21 protein-coding genes and 2 tRNA genes are annotated in these 17,316 nt (G+C 59.0%); 9 read left to right on the plus strand and 14 right to left on the minus strand.

Translation table 11 applies throughout. From position 1 onward, the window contains the following. Positions 1-17: 17 nt before the first annotated feature. The 5 genes from ACVWVQ_RS12270 to ACVWVQ_RS12290 all read right to left on the minus strand — a co-directional run bounded on the left by ACVWVQ_RS12270 (position 18) and on the right by ACVWVQ_RS12290 (position 3,344). A tRNA-Leu gene (locus tag ACVWVQ_RS12270) sits at positions 18-98 on the minus strand. A gap of 83 nt (positions 99-181) precedes the next feature. Then, complete coding sequence (locus tag ACVWVQ_RS12275; protein WP_457508732.1) at positions 182-1,087, minus strand: M23 family metallopeptidase; 906 nt, start codon at positions 1,085-1,087, stop codon at positions 182-184. 44 nt (positions 1,088-1,131) lie between these two features. Next, positions 1,132-1,965 (minus strand): biotin--[acetyl-CoA-carboxylase] ligase, encoded by an 834-nt coding sequence (locus ACVWVQ_RS12280; protein WP_457508734.1) that lies wholly within the window; start codon positions 1,963-1,965, stop codon positions 1,132-1,134. Between the two features lie 12 nt (positions 1,966-1,977). Beyond that, entirely contained in the window at positions 1,978-2,610 is a 633-nt protein-coding gene (locus ACVWVQ_RS12285; RefSeq protein ID WP_457508736.1) for a DUF3318 domain-containing protein, read from the minus strand. A 14-nt stretch (positions 2,611-2,624) separates the two neighbouring features. Then, positions 2,625-3,344, minus strand: a complete 720-nt coding sequence (locus ACVWVQ_RS12290; RefSeq protein WP_457508738.1) for a pyridoxine 5'-phosphate synthase — start codon at positions 3,342-3,344, stop codon at positions 2,625-2,627. Between the two features lie 162 nt (positions 3,345-3,506). Here ACVWVQ_RS12290 and ACVWVQ_RS12295 point away from each other — a divergent pair, with 162 nt between their 5' ends. Further along, entirely contained in the window at positions 3,507-4,574 is a 1,068-nt protein-coding gene (locus ACVWVQ_RS12295; protein ID WP_457404183.1) for an ATPase, T2SS/T4P/T4SS family, read from the plus strand. A 31-nt stretch (positions 4,575-4,605) separates the two neighbouring features. Here ACVWVQ_RS12295 and ACVWVQ_RS12300 read toward each other — a convergent pair whose 3' ends face one another. Beyond that, on the minus strand, positions 4,606-4,962 hold the full coding sequence (locus tag ACVWVQ_RS12300; RefSeq protein ID WP_414409397.1) for a YbgF trimerization domain-containing protein: 357 nt from the start codon (positions 4,960-4,962) through the stop codon (positions 4,606-4,608). Between the two features lie 161 nt (positions 4,963-5,123). On the opposite strand from ACVWVQ_RS12300, the gene lepB reads away from it, so the two are divergent. Then, complete coding sequence (lepB, locus tag ACVWVQ_RS12305) at positions 5,124-5,810, plus strand: signal peptidase I (protein WP_457508740.1); 687 nt, start codon at positions 5,124-5,126, stop codon at positions 5,808-5,810. A 28-nt stretch (positions 5,811-5,838) separates the two neighbouring features. Here the strand turns inward: lepB and sds are convergent, their stop codons facing one another. Continuing rightward, positions 5,839-6,810 (minus strand): solanesyl diphosphate synthase, encoded by a 972-nt coding sequence (gene sds / locus ACVWVQ_RS12310; protein WP_041436149.1) that lies wholly within the window; start codon positions 6,808-6,810, stop codon positions 5,839-5,841. 114 nt (positions 6,811-6,924) lie between these two features. On the opposite strand from sds, the gene ACVWVQ_RS12315 reads away from it, so the two are divergent. Further along, positions 6,925-7,320 (plus strand): metal-sensing transcriptional repressor, encoded by a 396-nt coding sequence (locus tag ACVWVQ_RS12315; RefSeq protein ID WP_457508742.1) that lies wholly within the window; start codon positions 6,925-6,927, stop codon positions 7,318-7,320. Positions 7,321-7,442: 122 nt separating this feature from the next. Here ACVWVQ_RS12315 and ACVWVQ_RS12320 read toward each other — a convergent pair whose 3' ends face one another. Beyond that, positions 7,443-7,889 carry a TerB family tellurite resistance protein gene (locus tag ACVWVQ_RS12320; protein WP_457395570.1) on the minus strand — a complete coding sequence of 149 codons (447 nt, stop codon included), beginning with the start codon at positions 7,887-7,889 and terminating at the stop codon, positions 7,443-7,445. 246 nt (positions 7,890-8,135) lie between these two features. Here ACVWVQ_RS12320 and rpsP point away from each other — a divergent pair, with 246 nt between their 5' ends. The 5 genes from rpsP (at position 8,136) to cysQ (ending at position 11,686) form a co-directional block, all read left to right on the plus strand. Further along, positions 8,136-8,615, plus strand: coding sequence for a 30S ribosomal protein S16 (gene rpsP, locus ACVWVQ_RS12325; RefSeq protein ID WP_414358355.1), 480 nt, complete (start codon positions 8,136-8,138; stop codon positions 8,613-8,615). A 52-nt stretch (positions 8,616-8,667) separates the two neighbouring features. Further along, positions 8,668-8,943: a KH domain-containing protein gene (locus tag ACVWVQ_RS12330; RefSeq protein ID WP_011432102.1), complete on the plus strand. Its 276-nt coding sequence runs from the start codon at positions 8,668-8,670 to the stop codon at positions 8,941-8,943. Further along, on the plus strand, positions 8,940-10,043 hold the full coding sequence (locus ACVWVQ_RS12335; protein WP_457441889.1) for a Get3/ArsA fold putative tail anchor-mediating ATPase NosAFP: 1,104 nt from the start codon (positions 8,940-8,942) through the stop codon (positions 10,041-10,043). The genes ACVWVQ_RS12330 and ACVWVQ_RS12335 overlap by 4 nt, the downstream gene beginning before the upstream one ends. Before the next feature lie 61 nt (positions 10,044-10,104). Beyond that, complete coding sequence (gene hisF, locus ACVWVQ_RS12340; RefSeq protein ID WP_457508744.1) at positions 10,105-10,866, plus strand: imidazole glycerol phosphate synthase subunit HisF; 762 nt, start codon at positions 10,105-10,107, stop codon at positions 10,864-10,866. Between the two features lie 16 nt (positions 10,867-10,882). Further along, a complete protein-coding gene (gene cysQ, locus ACVWVQ_RS12345; protein ID WP_457508746.1) occupies positions 10,883-11,686 on the plus strand; it encodes a 3'(2'),5'-bisphosphate nucleotidase CysQ in 804 nt (267 codons plus the stop codon). A 12-nt stretch (positions 11,687-11,698) separates the two neighbouring features. Here cysQ and ACVWVQ_RS12350 read toward each other — a convergent pair whose 3' ends face one another. Both ACVWVQ_RS12350 and ACVWVQ_RS12355 read right to left on the minus strand, forming a co-directional pair. After that, positions 11,699-12,163 carry a pentapeptide repeat-containing protein gene (locus tag ACVWVQ_RS12350; protein WP_011432098.1) on the minus strand — a complete coding sequence of 155 codons (465 nt, stop codon included), beginning with the start codon at positions 12,161-12,163 and terminating at the stop codon, positions 11,699-11,701. 552 nt (positions 12,164-12,715) lie between these two features. Then, on the minus strand, positions 12,716-13,483 hold the full coding sequence (locus ACVWVQ_RS12355; protein WP_011432097.1) for a PspA/IM30 family protein: 768 nt from the start codon (positions 13,481-13,483) through the stop codon (positions 12,716-12,718). A gap of 489 nt (positions 13,484-13,972) precedes the next feature. Between ACVWVQ_RS12355 and ACVWVQ_RS12360 the strand changes: the two genes are divergently transcribed. Next, on the plus strand, positions 13,973-14,914 hold the full coding sequence (locus ACVWVQ_RS12360) for a phosphoribulokinase (protein ID WP_414330145.1): 942 nt from the start codon (positions 13,973-13,975) through the stop codon (positions 14,912-14,914). A 110-nt stretch (positions 14,915-15,024) separates the two neighbouring features. Here the strand turns inward: ACVWVQ_RS12360 and ACVWVQ_RS12365 are convergent. The 4 genes from ACVWVQ_RS12365 to ACVWVQ_RS12380 all read right to left on the minus strand — a co-directional run bounded on the left by ACVWVQ_RS12365 (position 15,025) and on the right by ACVWVQ_RS12380 (position 17,283). Further along, a tRNA-Val gene (locus tag ACVWVQ_RS12365) sits at positions 15,025-15,096 on the minus strand. A 116-nt stretch (positions 15,097-15,212) separates the two neighbouring features. Then, positions 15,213-15,527, minus strand: coding sequence for an antibiotic biosynthesis monooxygenase family protein (locus ACVWVQ_RS12370; RefSeq protein WP_011432095.1), 315 nt, complete (start codon positions 15,525-15,527; stop codon positions 15,213-15,215). Between the two features lie 3 nt (positions 15,528-15,530). Further along, positions 15,531-16,277: a phosphoadenylyl-sulfate reductase gene (locus tag ACVWVQ_RS12375; protein ID WP_457508748.1), complete on the minus strand. Its 747-nt coding sequence runs from the start codon at positions 16,275-16,277 to the stop codon at positions 15,531-15,533. A 76-nt stretch (positions 16,278-16,353) separates the two neighbouring features. Beyond that, positions 16,354-17,283 carry a metallophosphoesterase family protein gene (locus tag ACVWVQ_RS12380; RefSeq protein WP_414375311.1) on the minus strand — a complete coding sequence of 310 codons (930 nt, stop codon included), beginning with the start codon at positions 17,281-17,283 and terminating at the stop codon, positions 16,354-16,356. Between the last annotated feature and the right edge of the window lie 33 nt (positions 17,284-17,316).

Raw genomic sequence — 17,316 nt, forward strand, 5'->3', positions numbered from 1 at the left:
GAAGTAGGGGATTCTCATGCGGACGAAGGGACTTGAACCCTTACGCCTTGCGGCACTAGATCCTAAGTCTAGCGCGTCTGCCGTTCCGCCACGTCCGCAAAACCTGCATGACCCAACTGGTTACCTGCGCCAGCATTCCAGTTGGAGCCCGCCCACCTATGCTAACCCAAGCCGGCTCTGGCTAACCCGGCAGCTGGGCAACAGCAACCTTCAGATCATCTGTGGCGTCCAGAACCACCCAACCTTGCCCCACCGCCCGCTTCCACAGCTCAAAGTGGAGGTGCGGCCCAGTTACCGCTCCGGTCGCCCCCACGTAGCCGATGACGGATCCCCGCTCTACCACTTCCCCCGGTGTTACAGCAACTTCGGACATGTGGCCATAGCGAGTGCGCCGACCGCCGGCATGCTCCAGCACAACGGTGATCCCTAGACCCCCCAGGGATCCCGAAGTGACCACCTTGCCGCTTAAAGAGGCCAAGATCGGCGTGCCCATGCTGGCCCCCAAATCCACCCCGGCATGAAACTCTGGCTCTCCGCGGATGGGGTGAATTCGCATGCCAAATCCAGAAGTAATCGGCACCGGGTGAGGTAGGGGGTAGAGCAGTCGTTCGTCACCTGCCGCCAGTTCAGGCAACCTTGGCGTTTGCGGTTCAGGAGCTTGGGGCTGGCTGGGATCCTCGATGCGAATCTCTTGGCCGGGGGCGAGGATGATGCGGCGACCGGAGCTGCGTTCCATCAGCACCACCGGCACCCCACCTTCAGGCTGAGCATGGGGAACCCGGTCATGGTTCTTCTGGGGCTCAATCACGATCTCGCGGCCTACTACCGTCTCTGTGCGGGTTTCTGCCTCAAGGGTCGCAGGGCTGCCCTCTCGTAAAGGAATGGCTCCATCCAGCAGCAGGGCTGCCGCCCCAGGCGTGTCCAGGGCCGGTTCCACCACAGGCGGCGGGGGCAAAGGGGTTGGTTGGGTCTGGGCCAGCAGAGCAGTGGGATAAAACCAGAGCAGAGCCAGCCCTATCTTCAGCCAAAAGCGCAGCCGCCGAGCTCGGGGGGAGAAAAGGCGCGCTGCCATAACCCAAAGTTTCATCACCGAGTTCAACGCAGGCCACATGAGAAAAAACACTGGAAAAACTACGGGCTGCCGCCCGCCGGAATGGAATAGCTCAAGCGAACTTGATCGGGTGTAAGCGTCAGAATGGATGGCTGCTGTTGCCAATGTCGCTCCCCCCGTGTTTGTACTCGCATCCTCCCATCCTCGGCAAGGCCCAAGATCGTGGGGCTTGTTTCCGGCCATTGAAATTGAATTTGTGGCCTAACCATCCAGGCTTCGTACTCCGAGCGAACGGAGGCAAATCCCCCTTGCAACCAGACGTGGAATCCCTGCTCCATCCCCTGCAGAACCCAGCCGGCAATCTCGGTGCGGTCGAGTGAGCGGTGCAGAGGGGATCCCAAAATTTGGGCTAAGGTGATTGCCCCAATGGGAACGGGGTTGTTGACATTCACCCCCACACCGGCCACCAACCCCAGCAGTTGCCCGCTCCCCCCAAAGCGGCTTTGTACCAGGATCCCCCCCAGCTTGAGCAGAGAATCTGGGTGCTGCTCATCTACCACCACCAAATCGTTGGGCCATTTCAGCCGCAGCGGGATCCCAAGGTTTTGCCGTAAGCAGCCCGCAATGCCCCAGCCCAAGGTCAGGGTCAGTTCCAGCAGCGAGTGATGCAAGGGCGGGGATCCCAGCCAAACGGACAGGTACAGCCCCCCCGGCTGCGAGTGCCACACTCGCCCATGTTGACCTTGCCCGGCCCGCTGGCGGGTGCTGACCAAAACTGTGCCCACCGGCAGCGGCTGTGGGAAGCGACGCCCCCAATCCAAGAGCAGCCGATTGGTGGAATCGGTCACCGCCACCTGCAGGAGATAGCGGCCCCACCGGCCCGTTCGGGATCCCAGCCGCGAGGGGGAAAGCATCTCCGTCCGGGATCAGCTCAACACAATATCTTCCGCCGGACGCTGGGCCAGCCGCTTGAGGTTTTGGTAGCGCAACATGTCCAGCAGATCATTGCCCGAGCGCCCCTCCAGGCGGGCCTCCACATGCAGCGCCTGCCCCAGGGCCTCCACCGCCTGCAGCCGCGGGATCCCGCGCAACACCATGCGATCCACCGCATAGGCGTCGGCAGCCAACAGACGGCGGTCATTGGTTTGGTCGCGGCGCAACTGCCAGAGGGCCAAGCCACTCAAACCCCCCGAAACGGTTGCCCCCACGGGATCCTGTTGTACGGCCTCGAAGATCAAGCTCAACCCCCCCAGAGCTGCTATGGCCAGGTAAAAGTCGATCTGCCGCGACACCGCCCGACTGTAGTAGCCCACCTTGTGCAGGAACAGCCCCGCCCGCTGCAGGGGGGTAAATTGCCGCCACTCATAGGGCTTGATGAACAGCCGCATCTGCCGTTCCCAGGGCATCTGCCGGCGGCCTTTGATCACCACCGTTTGCCGTTCTGAGGCGGGCAAGATCTTCACACTCTCCCGCATACTGGCCGGCAGCAGATCCAACAGGCGCTCGATTTCCGCCTGCTCCAGAACGTAGTTTTCGTAGCCGTAGTATTCCGAGTTCATGCCGGGCCTGCTCCTCAGCTTAATCCCATCGCCTGACGCATCTCTCGCACCGCCCGATCCAGCCCCACCAGCACCGCTCGACTGATAATGCTGTGGCCAATGTTCAGCTCCTCCATTCCCGGAATCCGCGCCACCGGGCCGACATTCCAGTAGGTGAGGCCATGTCCCGCATTCACCCGCAAGCCCAGTTGAAGGGCCTGTTGGCTGGCCTTTTCCAGGTGGTCAAGTTCCACCTGCCGCTGAGCTTCGGATGAGGCTTCTGCGTAGCGCCCCGTGTGCAACTCCACCCAGCGGGCTCCCACTTGGGCAGCAGCAGCAACTTGGGTCGGATCCGGGTCGATAAACAAGCTGACGGGAATGCCGGATCCCTGCAGTTGGCCGACCACATCCCTGAGGCGCGACACCTGCCCCGCCACATCCAACCCACCTTCGGTGGTGATCTCCTCCCGCCGCTCGGGAACCAAAGTGACGTAGTCGGGCTTGACCTCCAGGGCAATCGCCACCATCTCATCGGTGGCTGCCATCTCCAGGTTGAGGTGGGTGCGCACGGTTTGCCGCAGCAGCCGCACATCCCGATCTTGAATGTGACGGCGATCCTCGCGCAAGTGCACCGTAATGCCATCTGCCCCCGCCAGCTCGGCAATCACCGCTGCCGCTACCGGATCCGGCTCCACCGTGCGGCGTGCCTGTCGAATGGTGGCAATGTGGTCGATGTTAACTCCAAGACTTAACAAGGCTTTACTGCTTTGGGTGTAAATACCCCTAGTATTACATTATTCAATTTACGCCGGTCAGATGAGCCAGGATGCCATGGGCCTCAGGCCGCGAGGGTGTAGGCTTTACTCTATGATCGAGTAGCGACGTCTCGCCTGTGCGGGATCCACTCCGGGCTTGCCATGACAGATCCAGATGCCTCTCTGGCGGTGGGACAACACTCCCTTGTTGACCGGGCGCGGGTGCCGGCTCTAATTGCCCAGTACTTGCCGGTGGAAATCTGCATTTACTACCAAGTTGTTCCCTTGGCCCTGGATACCGACAGCCTTATCTTGGGCATGGTGGATCCCCAGGATTTGGCGGCGCTGGACTATATAAGCAAGATGCTGGCCTATTCCCAGATTTCCGTCCAGCCAATCCCTCTCACCGCTCAGCAGCAGCAGGATTTGATTGCCTACTACTTCAGCCATCCCCCCGACCCGGCAGAGGTGGAGCGGCTGCGCTTCCAGGCCCAAGCCAACCGGGTGACTCGGGAGGTTCCTGCTCCTGCGGCGGGGCCCCCCACGCAGTTGACTCCAACCCAGCCTCCGTCCGCCCGACCAACCGCTCCGCCCGTACCCGCCGACGAATCGGAAGAGACGGTACAGCAGTTGCTCAACTCGATGCTGCGGCGGGCTTTGGATGAGAAAGCCGAGCAAATTTTCGTGGAACCTCAAGAGGGGCCTTCTTGTCGAGTGCGCTACCGCCAGCAGGGGATTTTGCGGGATCTGTTCAAAGATCTCTCCGAGTCCATACGAGCGAAGTTGATCACCGCCATGAAGCGGATGATGGCGCTGGATCCGGAGTTGATCGGGGAGCCGCAGCAGGCAGAGGTGGAGCGGATGTACCGGGGGGAGCCACTGGTGTTGCAGTTGCGCATCATACCGCAGCGCTCCAAAAGTGGCCAGACTGCCGCCTCTAGAGAAGGGGCCATCTTGAGCATCCTGCGAGGGGAAGCTCTCCAGAAATATCAACAAGGCCAGAATAACCTCCGCGTCTCTGAGACCCTAGCTTTGGCCCAACAGACCTATCAACTGCTGCAACAATTGCAAAGTGCTCTCAGCAACACAGTTGACAAGCTTAAGCAGTACCCCAGTCCGCCGCGGAGCGACTGGCCCCTGATGACGGAGGTGTTGGCAGCTATTCAAGCCCAAGCCCAGATGATCGCCATCCACCAGCGGGACTGGGAAAAACTCAATTCCGGCAGTTGACCCCCCAAAACCAGCCCCGAGCAACATCCCTTCAACGGGATCCCTCCCGCAGCAGCACCAAAATCACTCCGGCAATGATGCTGATGGTGGCACCGGCAATCAGGCTGGTGGCCAGACGTTCTAACCGTTCCCCAATGGTTTGTGAGGTGTCGAACTTAAAAGCGAGCTTTTCGACATCACTGGAGAGCTTTTCAACCCGCTCTGAGAGCTTTTCGACATCACTGGCAAGCTTTTCGACATCGCCCGAGAGCTTTTCGCTATCCTCTGAGAGCCGATCGAGCCGCCTCAAAACTTCCTCTTGTTGTTGGGTGAGGCGAGCTATCGCTTGGCTGTTGGCCTCGACCAGGCGCTCGACCCGCTCTAGGCGCTCTTCCGTTGAAATCGTCATGGAGGCTGACAGTCGCGAGTACGGTACACCAGGATACCAATCCTATGCTATTGCCGACTGTTCGTCTCTCCGGCAGGGGTTGAACGGGAGGGCATCCCATTCTGCTGGCCTGGATGGGGTGCGATAATCTTGAGATCGTGAAGTCTTGTCCGTTAGCTTCCATGCCGTCAAAAGATCCAACTTCTCTGCCCAAGCCCCAGTCGCCATCGGGGGCAACCCCTGCCAGCTCGGGATCCCGCAGCTGGTGGCAGGCGCAACGGGAAAACCTTCTGACGGTGGTGCTGGCACTGTTGCTGGCCTTCGGCATTCGCACCTTTGTGGCGGAGGCGCGTTGGATCCCATCTGATTCGATGCTGCCCACTCTGGAAGAAGGGGATCGGCTGGTGGTGGAAAAGGTCAGCTACCGCTTTGGTTCGCCCAGACGAGGTGACATCATTGTTTTCAACCCCCCCGCCAAGCTGAACTTTGACGGGGCCTACATCAAGCGGGTGATCGGCCTGCCGGGGGATCGCATTCGCATCGCCAACGGTGAGGTCATCATCAACGGGATCCCGCTGCAGGAAGATTATATCTACGCCCCTCCCAACTATTCTTGCCCTGGCGAGCGCTGTCCTGGAGTTCCCAATCAGGGATCCGAATTCGTGGTTCCTCCCCGCTCCTATTTTGTGATGGGGGATAACCGCAACGACAGCCAAGACTCCCATGTGTGGGGTTTCTTGCCGGAAGAAAACATCATCGGCAACACCATTTTTCGCTTTTGGCCCCCAAATCGCCTACACTTTTTCGCCCCGCCAGAATATCCTGAGCTTCTTCCAGAGGCCCAAGTGTTGGGCAACACAGCCCGGTAGAAAGCCAGCTTGACCCTGTCGGAACTGCTCAGTGCAGCCGCTCCAGCACATAGTCCACCATCTGAAACAAAGCACGACGCGCCGCAGAGTCCGGCAGGCTATACAGCGCTTCGGCAGCCCGCTGGGCGTAGTCGCGGGCCAACTGACGAGAGCGTGGGATCCCTTCGCTTTGATACACCCACTCCAGGGCCTGCTTCAGGTCTTGCGGGTTGGACAGCTCCCTGAGAATGAGCTCTCGCATCTGGGGAAATTCCTCTAGGGCAAACAGAACGGGTGCAGTGAGGTTGCCCTGGATGAGGTCGGATCCCACAGGCTTGCCAAGCGTCTCTGCCGAAGCGGTGAAATCCAGCAGATCGTCGACAATCTGAAAAGCAATGCCCAGATCCCGCCCAAAATCGAACAGGCGATCCGCCACTTCCTCGCTAACCCCGCTCAGCAGGCCAGCAGCCTTGGAACTGCCGGACATGAGGGAGGCCGTTTTGTAGAAGCTCTTGGCCAGGTAGTCTTCCATCGACACATCCGGGTCGAAGCGGGTGAGGCTCTGGCGCACCTCTCCCTCCGGCAAATCCATGATGACCTTGGAAAGGAGCTTCACTACCTCCAGGTTGTCCAGATTGGCCAAGTACCAAGCAGCTTGGCCGAAGAGGTAATCCCCCGCCAGCACGGCTATCCGATTGTCGAAGAGGGTATTCACCGTATCGATGCCCCGTCGCACATCGGCAGCATCAATCACATCGTCGTGAACCAGGCTGGCCGTGTGGATCATCTCGGTGATCTCTGCCAAGCGCCAATGCCGTGGGGTAATCTCTCCATCTGGAGTGGTGGCGCGGGCGATGAGGAGCACAATGGCTGGCCGGATCCCTTTCCCTCCCGCCGAAAACAGATGTTCGGCAGCCATGGCCAGGATGGGGTGCTTGGCACTCACCAACCGCGTTAGGTTCTGGCGTAAACGCTCCAGATCCGCTTCTACAGGGCCAAAGGGGGAGAGCACAGAGGTCATGGAGCCAAAGTATGAGAGGTTTTACAAAATTTCACATCTTTTCCTATTGTAGAGTACCCCATCGTTCTCGGGGAAAACCAAGCGGTATCATGCAGGCAGTCCTTTGCCCTTTTTATGTCGGATCCCGTTCCCCCACTTCGATCTCATTCCGTTCCGCCGCTCCCTTCAGAACCCGATTGGGAGGAGGAGTGGGAGCTGGCGCTGGAAAAGCCGCCGCTGCCTGGGCGGGCCCAGCCTCACCATCATGATCCCCAGTCTCGGCGCAAGTTGATCAACCGCTTGGCTCGCATCGAAGGGCATGTGCACGGGATCCGCTCCATGATCGAGCAGGATCAGCCCTGTCCAGATGTGCTGCTGCAAATTGCCGCCGTCAAGGGAGCGCTGGATCGGGTGGCGCGGCTGATTTTGGACGATCACATTCGCCACTGCATCCGCCATGCCATCGAGACCGGCAACATCGAGGTGGAGCTGGAGGAGTTGCAGCGGGCTCTGGATCGCTTTATCAGCTAAGTCTCGATGGCCAGATTTAACTTGATGAAAGTCTCCCCTTGCTTGGCTCAGGGGAACGCCAAACTGGGCTGTCAATATCTGCAGCGGGGGCTGGCCGTTGTGATGCTATCTAGTACCCCAGGTCATTCAGAAGGTTGGGGGGAGGGCTGGGCATAGCGCTCCAGCAGGGATGCGCTTTTCAGTTGCCACTGCAGTCCCATGAAGGCCCAGTCGATAAACTCGTTGATCTCCTCAGCGCTGAACTGCATGGCTTTGCCGATCTGGAAAATAAGCTCCTCTTCCTTTTCCACCAACTGGCTGTTCACCACCGCCATCGCCGCCAGATCCCGCAGGATCAAGGCCCCCGCCGCGTTGCGCATGGGCGGGATCCCACTGATATCCAAAGGTGCACCTGCTTCATCGGCCAGATAGGTCTGGGCCAGTGGCGCTTCGATGCCTACCCCTTCTGCGATTTGCATGAAGAAAGAGGTTTCTTCTTCGTCCAACTGGCCATCCACTCGGGCCACCGCGATCAGGGCCTTGAGGTAGAGCTGGCGCTGCTCGTCTGTCAAATCGGCGTAGTTGATCATGGGGGTCGTCGCTGAGTGTGGGTTTTCTCTTTAACTCTGCCATGAAGATTGCCCTCCAAACCGGGATCCGACATTTTCCAGTCGAGGGGAAGATCGCCTAAAATAAAAAGCCTATGTCTACCGGCCAAGCGGCGAGACTCCGGGTAAGGTTCTGGGGCTTCAGCATGCTTGGCGGGTTTGCGTGAACTCTTTGTTGGATTTGGATCTTTACAGCTTGCGGAGCATCCCTTAAGGAGCGGATATCCCATGGTCAAATTGCGGCTCAAGCGCTACGGAAAAAAGCGGCAACCCAGCTATCGCATCATTGCCATCGAAAGCAAAAGCCGTCGTGAAGCCCGTCCGCTAGAGGAGTTGGGCTACTACAACCCGCGCACCAAGGAGACGGTCTTGGAAACGGCGGGCTTGTTGAAGTGGTTGCGCTGTGGCGCTCAGCCCACAGAGACGGTGGACAGTCTCCTCAAAAAGGCCGGCATCTATGAGATGTTGAAAGCAGGGGAAGGGGGAGTGGTGGCCTCGATTCGCATTCCGGCCATCGCCAAGCCTGAAGCTGGGATCCCTGAGGCGGCAGAAGAGGCCCCTGCAACAGAGTCCGTGGCCGAAGCTGAAGTCGCCGATGTTCCCGAGTCTGAATTGAGCGAAGCTGCCACTGAGACAGCAGCGGCAGAATTAAGTCCTCCAGAAGCTGAAGTTGAAAAGCCTCAGGTTGAGGAAGCGGTTGAGGCCTAGGGTCGGCTAAGCTTGGCTTGGCCAGTTGTTCCCTCCTGTCGTCTAGCTCTCTATGCCAGACTACAAGGCTCTCGCCCATCTTTTGATCGAACCGCTGCTCAGCAGCGCCTCTCTTCAAATGGATGTGGAAACCACCTGTGGCGGGCGAAAGGTATGGCTGCGGCTGGCCTTTGACCCGAAGGATCGGGGGCGGGTATTCGGGCGGGGCGGGCGCACCCTGCAAGCGATTCGACAGGTGATGATGGCCGCAGCTCAGTTGGCAGGTCAATCTCTGTACATCGATATCTACGGAGAGGCGGGAGAGCGGAATCGGGAGGAGCGGGAATGAGCCAAATTCTCACCTTTCTGGGCAAGGGGGGCACAGGTCGGAGCACCTTGGCCGTGGCGGCAGCTCGGGCCGCAGCCCAGCAGGGGCGGCGGGTGCTGTTGGTGGGCCATCAGGCGGGGCCGGGGCTGGAAATGCTTTTGGGCGGGATCCCGCTTTCCGGCGAGCCGGTGACCATTGCTGCCAACTTGAGCGTGGTGCAGTTGCGGACAACCCAGCTGCTGGAGCAGTTCTGGACGGCGGCCAAAGAGCTGGAAGCCCGATACGTGCGCACCCCCTTTTTCCGGGAGATCTACGGCCAGGAACTGGGGGTGTTGCCGGGCATGGATCAGGCCCTAGCCCTGGAAGCTCTGCGCCGTTACGATGCCAGCGGCCAATACGACTGCATTCTCTACGATGGGCCAGGGGATCTGACCACCTTGCGGGCCTTTGGGATCCCGGAGGTGGCCAGTTGGTACTGGCGGCGAGCCTCCCAAGCTTTTTTGGGATCCGACTTGGCCAAAACCCTGCGACCCTTTGCCGAGCCCTTGTTGCGTTCGGTAAGCACCGTGGAATTTTCCTCCCTGGAGGATCTGCCAGAGCGGTTGGGGGGCATGACCAACCTTTTGGAGCAGGGACGACAGGCTATTGCCAATCCGCGCCGCGTGTTGGCCCACCTGGTGACCACCCCTGACCCGATGGCCGTGCAAACCGCCCGTTACCTTTGGGGGAGTGCTCAGATGGTGGGGCTGACGGTGGGTGGCCTCTGGGTCACCCCTCTGGCTCCGGGGGAGGTCTCGGCTGCCGATTTTTTCCCGCTGACAGTACGGACACTCCCCCTGCGTCAGGGATCCGATTGGTCGGCTTTGGAAGCAGCGGTGGGGGGGATGTTCGCCGTGCCGGATGTGCCGCCGCCCGTGGCCATCGACGAGGGAGCCCGTACAGTCAAGCTGTTTATTCCCGGCTTCAGCAAGGCCCAAATCGAGCTGAGCCAGTCAGGCCCGGAGCTGACCATTACCGCCGGGGATCAGCGGCGCAATTTGTTCTTGCCCCCCAGCTTGGCAGGTCGGCAGGTGACCGGGGCCAAGTTTCAAGAACCCTTCCTGGTCATCAGCTTCGGCTAAAACGATCCCCAGTTGTTCCCCTCTGTTCGCGTTAGCGGTATGGAGTCCTCGGGAGAGAGCGATGTTGGCCAAACGGATCATTCCCTGTCTGGATGTGGCGGCAGGGCGGGTGGTGAAAGGGATCCAGTTTGTGCACTTGCGGGATGCCGGGGATCCGGTAGAGCTGGCCCAGGCTTACGATCAGGCGGGGGCCGATGAGCTGGTCTTTTTGGACATCACCGCCACCCACGAAGAGCGGGAGATTTTGTTGGAAGTGGTGCGGCGCACCGCAGAGCAGGTGTTCATTCCCCTCACGGTGGGAGGAGGGATCCGCGATCTGGAGGGGATCCGGCAACTGCTGCGGGCCGGGGCAGACAAGGTCAGCCTCAATTCGGCGGCGGTCAGGGATCCGGATTTGGTGACTCAAGCCAGCCGCTGGTTTGGATCCCAGTGCATTGTGGTGGCTATCGACGCTCGCGCCAAACTGCAGGGAGGGGGATGGGAAGTGTACGTGCGCGGGGGGAGGCAGCCGACGGGGCTAGACGCGGTGGAGTGGGCCAAAAGCGTGGCCGAGCGGGGGGCAGGGGAGATTTTGCTCACCAGCATGGACGCCGATGGCACCCAGGCCGGCTATGACCTGGAGCTAACCCGGCGGGTGGTGGATGCGGTGTCGGTGCCGGTGATTGCCTCAGGAGGAGCAGGGGAGTGTGCTCATATCCGCCAGGCTCTGCAGGAAGCGGGAGCAGAAGCAGCGCTGTTGGCTTCTCTGTTGCACTACGGCCAGTTAACGATTGCCCAAATCAAAGCCGACTTGGCCGCCCATGCCATTCCGGTGCGTTTCTAGCTTGGGGAGGGATCCTATGCAAGCTCAGGATCTGGCCGCTCTCTTGCCCAAGGTAAGTCGGCTGGCGGAGGCGGCAGGACAGGCTATTTTGCCCATCTACAGACAGGAGCAGCTTCAGGTAAGGGCCAAGGCGGATGCCTCTCCCCTTACAGAGGCGGATCTGGCCTCCCACCACCTGATCCTGCAAGGCTTGCAAGACCTGACCCCAGGGATCCCGGTGCTCTCGGAAGAATCGGGCGGGATCCCTTACCCAGAGCGGCAACAGTGGGAGCGGTTTTGGCTGGTGGATCCCTTGGATGGCACGCGCGAGTTTATCGAAGGCAGCGGCCAGTTCACCGTCAACATTGCCCTTGTCGAGGCGGGGATCCCCATCCTGGGAGCTGTCCACGCCCCAGCTCTCGGCCTCACCTACAAAGCTGCCCAAAAGCTGGGGGCCTACAAAGGCGATGAGCGCATCTGGGCCCGCCCGCCCGCCCAGGCCCCTTGGCAGGTGGTGGCCAGCCGCTCCCACAGCAACCCGGAGACGGAGCAGTTCCTCGAGCGGCTGCGGCAGCGCTGTGGCTCTCTGGAAGTGAAGTCTGTGGGCAGTGCCCTAAAGCTTTGCCTTGTGGCCGAAGGATCTGCCCATCTCTACCCTCGCTTCGGCCCCACCATGGAGTGGGATACTGCCGCTGCCCAGTGCATTGTGGAGCAGGCGGGGGGAAGGGTTACCGATCTGGCAGGGGATCCCTTGCGCTACAACAAGCCCGACCTGCACAATCCATCCTTTGTAGCGGCTGCCGAAGGCATGGCCCAACTGTGGCAGAACCTGATCCCCTGAGGGAAGCTCCGGCTACATGCCCATCTCTGTGGGGTTAAAGCCATCCGGGAACTTGGTGTACTCGTCGTAGAGGGCACCGCGGAAATGGGTGTTGGTGATGATGGCTCCGCGCAGATCGGCCCCAATCCGCAGATCGGCTCGGTTCAGCTCGGCTTCGCTGAGGTCGGCCCTGAGCAATTTGGCCCGGTAGAGGTTGGCCCCCCGCAAATCTGCCTTCACCAACTTAGCCCCAATCAGGTTCACCCGTCGCAGCTTGGCTCCGCGCAGGTCGGCTCCCGAGAGATCTGCTCCCGACAAATCCGCCTCGCGCAAATCTGCCCCACTCAAGTCGGCATCCCGTAGGATAATGCCCTTCAAATTCGCGCCACTCAACTGCGCTCCGCTCAGGTTGGAGCCGGAAAAGTCCCGTTGGCCAGACGCATAAGCCTGCAACAGTTGCTTGGCATCCAAGAGAGGCTTAATACTTGCTGTTGTCATCGCTGTTTGTTCTGATACATTTACGCTGAACACTGCTGAACATCACTGTTCAACTATGTAGCGATAGCATTCTGTTTGTTTCCATTCGCGTTAGCGGGACGGAGTCCAAACAGAATGGCGGTATCCCGCAAAGCTTTGAGTAGAATACCCAAAGCGCAGTTTCCGTGTCGTCTTACTACCAATTTTCTGCTTTGCTTTGGCTACCATGTTGGCAGACTCGAAAGTAAACAGAAAGATCAACTGGTAGTAATCCGTACTGAACATATTATACATTATTTTCAGTATAGTTGAGCTTATTATTGACTAGAGTCATGCTCTCACAAAACCGTAGGCAAACTAACCTCAGCCCTGCCGTAAGCAGGCTGTGACCCTTTCGCAGGTTGATTACCCTCTGGGGATCCCTGCCACTCGAGGTGGAACGCTTTACTGACAGACTTTGCCCTGCTGGTCGGCAGAAGGGCTGTCAGAGTTCTTGTTGGTTAGCTTACCACCCCCCGGCCCAAACTCAGCCCGGCAAGCCTTGAGAGTCGGAAGAGAGCGACATTCCGCCTGTTAGAGCTGGTCAATCTCCTTGCGCAAATTTTCCAACTCCAGATCGACCTCGCTCTCACTTGCGGTGGAAGGTTGGCCTGAGGACTTTGACCCTCCAGAGGGCAACTGACCCTGGATCGACGCCTTGAGCATCAGCAGCTCGTGATCTACATCCGAGCCACCCGCCTCCAAAGCGGCAAACTGGTTTTCCAAATTGTCTACCGCCAGCTCGGCTACTGCCGCCGACTGGGCCTCCAGGGAGTTCACCTTCTCCTCCATACGCTCAAAAGCAGCAAAGGCGCTTGTGGCGTCCACCCGCCCGATAACCTGATTGATTTGCTGGGAAGCCTTGGCGGCGCGGGCGCGAGCGATGAGCATGTCCTTTTTGGTCTTGGCCTCAGCGATCTTGCTCTCCAGCTTGGTCATGTTGGACTTCAGGATCTCCACCTGCTTAGTCTGCTCATCCAACTGCCGCTTCAGGCTTTGGGCAGTCTCGGCAAAGGTTTTCTTGCGCACCAGCGCTTCCCGAGCCAAAGCTTCGTTGTTGTTGCGCAGGGCCAACTCGGCGCGTCTTTGCCACTCATCAACACTCTGCTGTGCTTGCTCATACTGCCGCTCTATCCGCTTCTGGGCAGCAATGGCCTGGGCAACCGCTTGCCGCATCTGGTAGTGATCCTCAGACATGTCCTGAATGGTCTGGTTCAGGATTTTCTCCGGATCCTCGGCGCTGCTGACCAGCGCATTGATATTGGATCTAATGATTCGGCTGACCCGATCGAACAATCCCATCGGTTGCTTCCCCCTCTAGCGGTCTGACCTAATGCTACCCTTGCTGCTTTGATGCCTTCCAGTGCTTCTACTCCAGTATAGGGATCCAGGGCAATTTGCGAGTTGCCTGTGGATGAGTTCAACATGTTGCTCTACAATGCCGGTGCAACCGGGTTCCTAGCCAATGGAGTGAGAGCGCTCTGGCCTTACGTCGGGGTGCTGTGGGCATTCAATCTTTAAGTCTTGCGGTAGGGATTTCTGGAGTTGGGTGCGGATCCCTGTCAGGCAAAGGGCATACCTACCCCGGCTTGAAGTGGGTATGGCTGGAAAGAACTGTAACATTCGCTTGCCCCAATACCCTCCAGAGCCGATAATGCTTGCTTAACTTCGTTTGCTGACCGACAATCCCTGTTCTCTGATCGGGGCCATCCGCAGGTCGAAACGAAGTTGAGGTTGGCCGGTGTTGTTGGGAGTTCTCCGCCCCAGGTTCACGATTCAGGAGAGGGATCCGTGGCTCAGCGCCCGATTATTCTGGGTATTGTTGGCGATAGTGCTGCTGGGAAGACCACCCTTACCCGTGGCATTGCCCAAGTCTTGGGGGAAGAAAACGTTACTGTCATCTGCACCGACGACTACCACCGCTACGACCGCAAACAACGCGCTGAACTGGGGATTACAGCCCTTCATCCCGACTGCAACTACCTGGATATCGTTCAGCAGCACCTGACGCTCCTGCGCACCGGCCAGCCGATCCTAAAGCCCGTCTATAACCACAGCACCGGCACCTTTGACCCGCCAGAGTATGTCAAGCCCAACAAATACGTGATTGTCGAAGGGCTGCTGGGCTACTTTACCCGTGGTATGCGGGATAGCTACGATGTCAAGGTTTATTTGGCTCCCCCAGAACATTTACGAGCCCTCTGGAAGATTAAGCGGGACACCCGCAAGCGCGGATATACCGAAGAGCAAGTGCGAGAAGAGCTCAAAAAGCGCGAACCCGACTCAGAGGCTTTTATTCGTCCACAGCGCCAATGGGCCGATGTAGTGGTCACCTTTTACCCGCCCCAAGAGGGATCCGACCAAGACGAGGTATTGCTGAATGCACGCTTGGTGCTGCGCCCCACCATTCCTCACCCAGATTTTTGGCAAATCCTCAATGCCCGCGACAATCACCTTAGCTCTGCCATTCGTTTGGATTTGGATCGGGATATGGGCAAGCCCGTCGATGTTTTGCAGATTGATGCCCATGCTACGGCCAGCCAAGTGATCGAATTGGAGCGGATGCTCTGCAACGAAATCCCTTACCTGGGCAAGTTCTGTAGCTTAGAGGGAAACCCCAATATCGGCCAATTGATCGGCACCACCGGCGAGCTGCTCCAGAGCTATCCCCTGGCTTTGACTCAGTTGCTGATCACCTACCACATGTTAAAAGCGGCCAACATCTACCAATAGAGTCCGTGGCGGCGAGGGATCCCCAGTTTCGCAAGACCTGCAGGGTAAGGCTCGGCCCAGCACGGTAACCCGCTCCCAGAGCAGAGTCTTGTGAGCTTCTGTCAAGGACATGGGCTGTGCTGGAATTGAACCAGCGGCTCCCACCGTGTCAAGGTGGTACTCTACCACTGAGTTAACAGCCCCTATGAGCGATGCTGCCGCGCATCTACCTGAAGGTCGGAAATCGATAATATCACATCTTGAACCCGTCCCATTGGGATTAGCCTGGGTGGAGAGTGGACGGGTGCCCTATTTCAAATCAAAAAGGGGATCCGGTCAGCAACTGGTAGTGCAACACCTGGGGTGGGCGAGCAAAGTAGGGTTCGATGAGGGCACGCCAGCGGACAAAGTTTTCCGATTGGCGAAAGTTGACCAGATGGGCCTCTAGGGATCCCCACTGAACGAGCAGTAGGTATTGCTGAGGGTGCTCCAGACAGCGCTGCAGTTGGTGCCCTTGGTAGCCGTCGGTCTGCTGCAAATAGATGAAAGCTTGAGCGATGGCGGCTTCAAAGGCGGCTTCAGAGCCGGGGGTAATTTCAAACTGAGCCACCTCAAGGATGGAGGAAGCAGTCATGGGTTAGGTATGCAGGCCGCATTCGGTTTTGCTTGTGCCCTTCCAGCGTCCAGAGCGGGGATCCGCCCCTGGCTCAACAGGTGCAGTGCAGTGGATGCAGCCGATGCTGGGGTAGTGGCGATCGTGCAGGGGGTTGTAAGGGATCCCGTGGTCAAGGATGTATTTCCAAACTTGGCCATTTGTCCAGTCAGCCAGCGGGTTGAGTTTGAGGCGGTTGCGCTTGCCGTCCCACTGCACCTTGCCGATATCGGCGCGGGTGGGGGATTGTTCCCGACGCATCCCTGTAATCCAAGTGGTGCAACCGGCCAGAGCACGATTCAAGGGCTCCACCTTGCGGATGTTGCAGCAGAGGTCGGGGTCAGAGCGATACAGTTCTGGCCCGTATTGAGCTGCCTGCTCTTCCGGGGTAAGCAAGGGCTTGAAGATCTGCAGTTGCAAGTGGGGGTAGCGGGCCAACACCTGCTCCCGCAGTTGTAGGGTTTCCGGGAAGTGAAAATCGGTGTCCAGAAAAAAAGCGCGAACACGGGGGTTAATCGCCGTGAGCAGATCGATCAGCACTAGGTCTTCCGGGCCAAAGCTACAGGCCAGCACCAGCCCATCTCCAAATTCTTCAACCGCCCAGGTGAGCAGGTCGCTTGCCGACAAAGGCTCAAACCGTTCGCTCAGGGACGCCACTTGAGGTTGATACTGCTCCCGCAGCGCTTGGGCCGCCAGCTCCCAGCGGCTAGAAGAAGAAAGGCTTGCCGTCATAGGGGGAAGACACCGAACTCGACGATTTTTGCTTTTTTTAATCTACACTAATTCGGTCAAGCTTTAGGGGTTTTGATTACCAGGCGGCAGCGGGCAGAGGGAGAGAGCGGGATCCCTTGGCCCGGAGAGGGATTTGTCCCCAGCGATCCCGTCGGATCCCCATCACCAAGCCGTGCCAGAGGGGGCTGGGATCCAACTCCGGCAACTTAACCCAGTGGTAGCGCAACACCCCTCGTCGTGGGTTCACGTCCAGCTCAAACACCCGCAGAGCCGAAACCGGCCCTACCAGAGGAGGTGCCGTCAGGTAAGGGATCCCATCGCGGACATACACCTTCGGCACATGCAGATGCCCACTCAACACCGCCACCACTCGCCCGTGGCGGGCCAGGAGAGCGTGTAGTGCCGAGGCTGGTTCGCTGAGGAGCCGGTACTTGCGAAACAAAACCGCGTCCATTTGGGTGGGAGCAATGAAGGGCGGCTGATGGATCAGCAGGATCAGCCATTCTTCCGGCACCGTTTGCAGATGTTCGTCCAGCCAGTGCAGTTGGGAGGGGCGGAGCACGCCCTGAGGTAAAGGGAAGCGTCCTAAGCTGGCGTCGAGGGCAATCAAGCGGATCCCGGGCAGAGGGGAAAGGCTGTAATCGACGTAACCGGTGGGAGCCGGGGACAGGGGAAATTGGCTTTGGCACCAACGGATAAACTGATCCCGGTTGAAGCGTCCCTTTCTCCCTAGGGTGTCGATATCGTGGTTGCCCAGGCTGAGGTAATAGGGCACCCGCAGTTGGGCAACAATCTCCTGGAAAGATTGAAAGCTCTCCGGATCCGCTTGATCCACCAAATCCCCGGTAAACACCACGAAGTGCAGATCGGGCACCTGGTTGAGATGGGCAACGGCGGCTTCCAACTGGCGGCGGGGGGAATCGGACATCCACCAACAGCGGCACCCCGTCTCGGGCATCAGGTGGACATCTGAGACTTGAGCAAAGCAAATGCGTTGGGTTGCCATTGTTTAGGTACTTATTCACACCTCACGCCCGCA

The sequence above is a fragment of the Thermostichus sp. MS-CIW-36 genome (assembly GCF_054059035.1).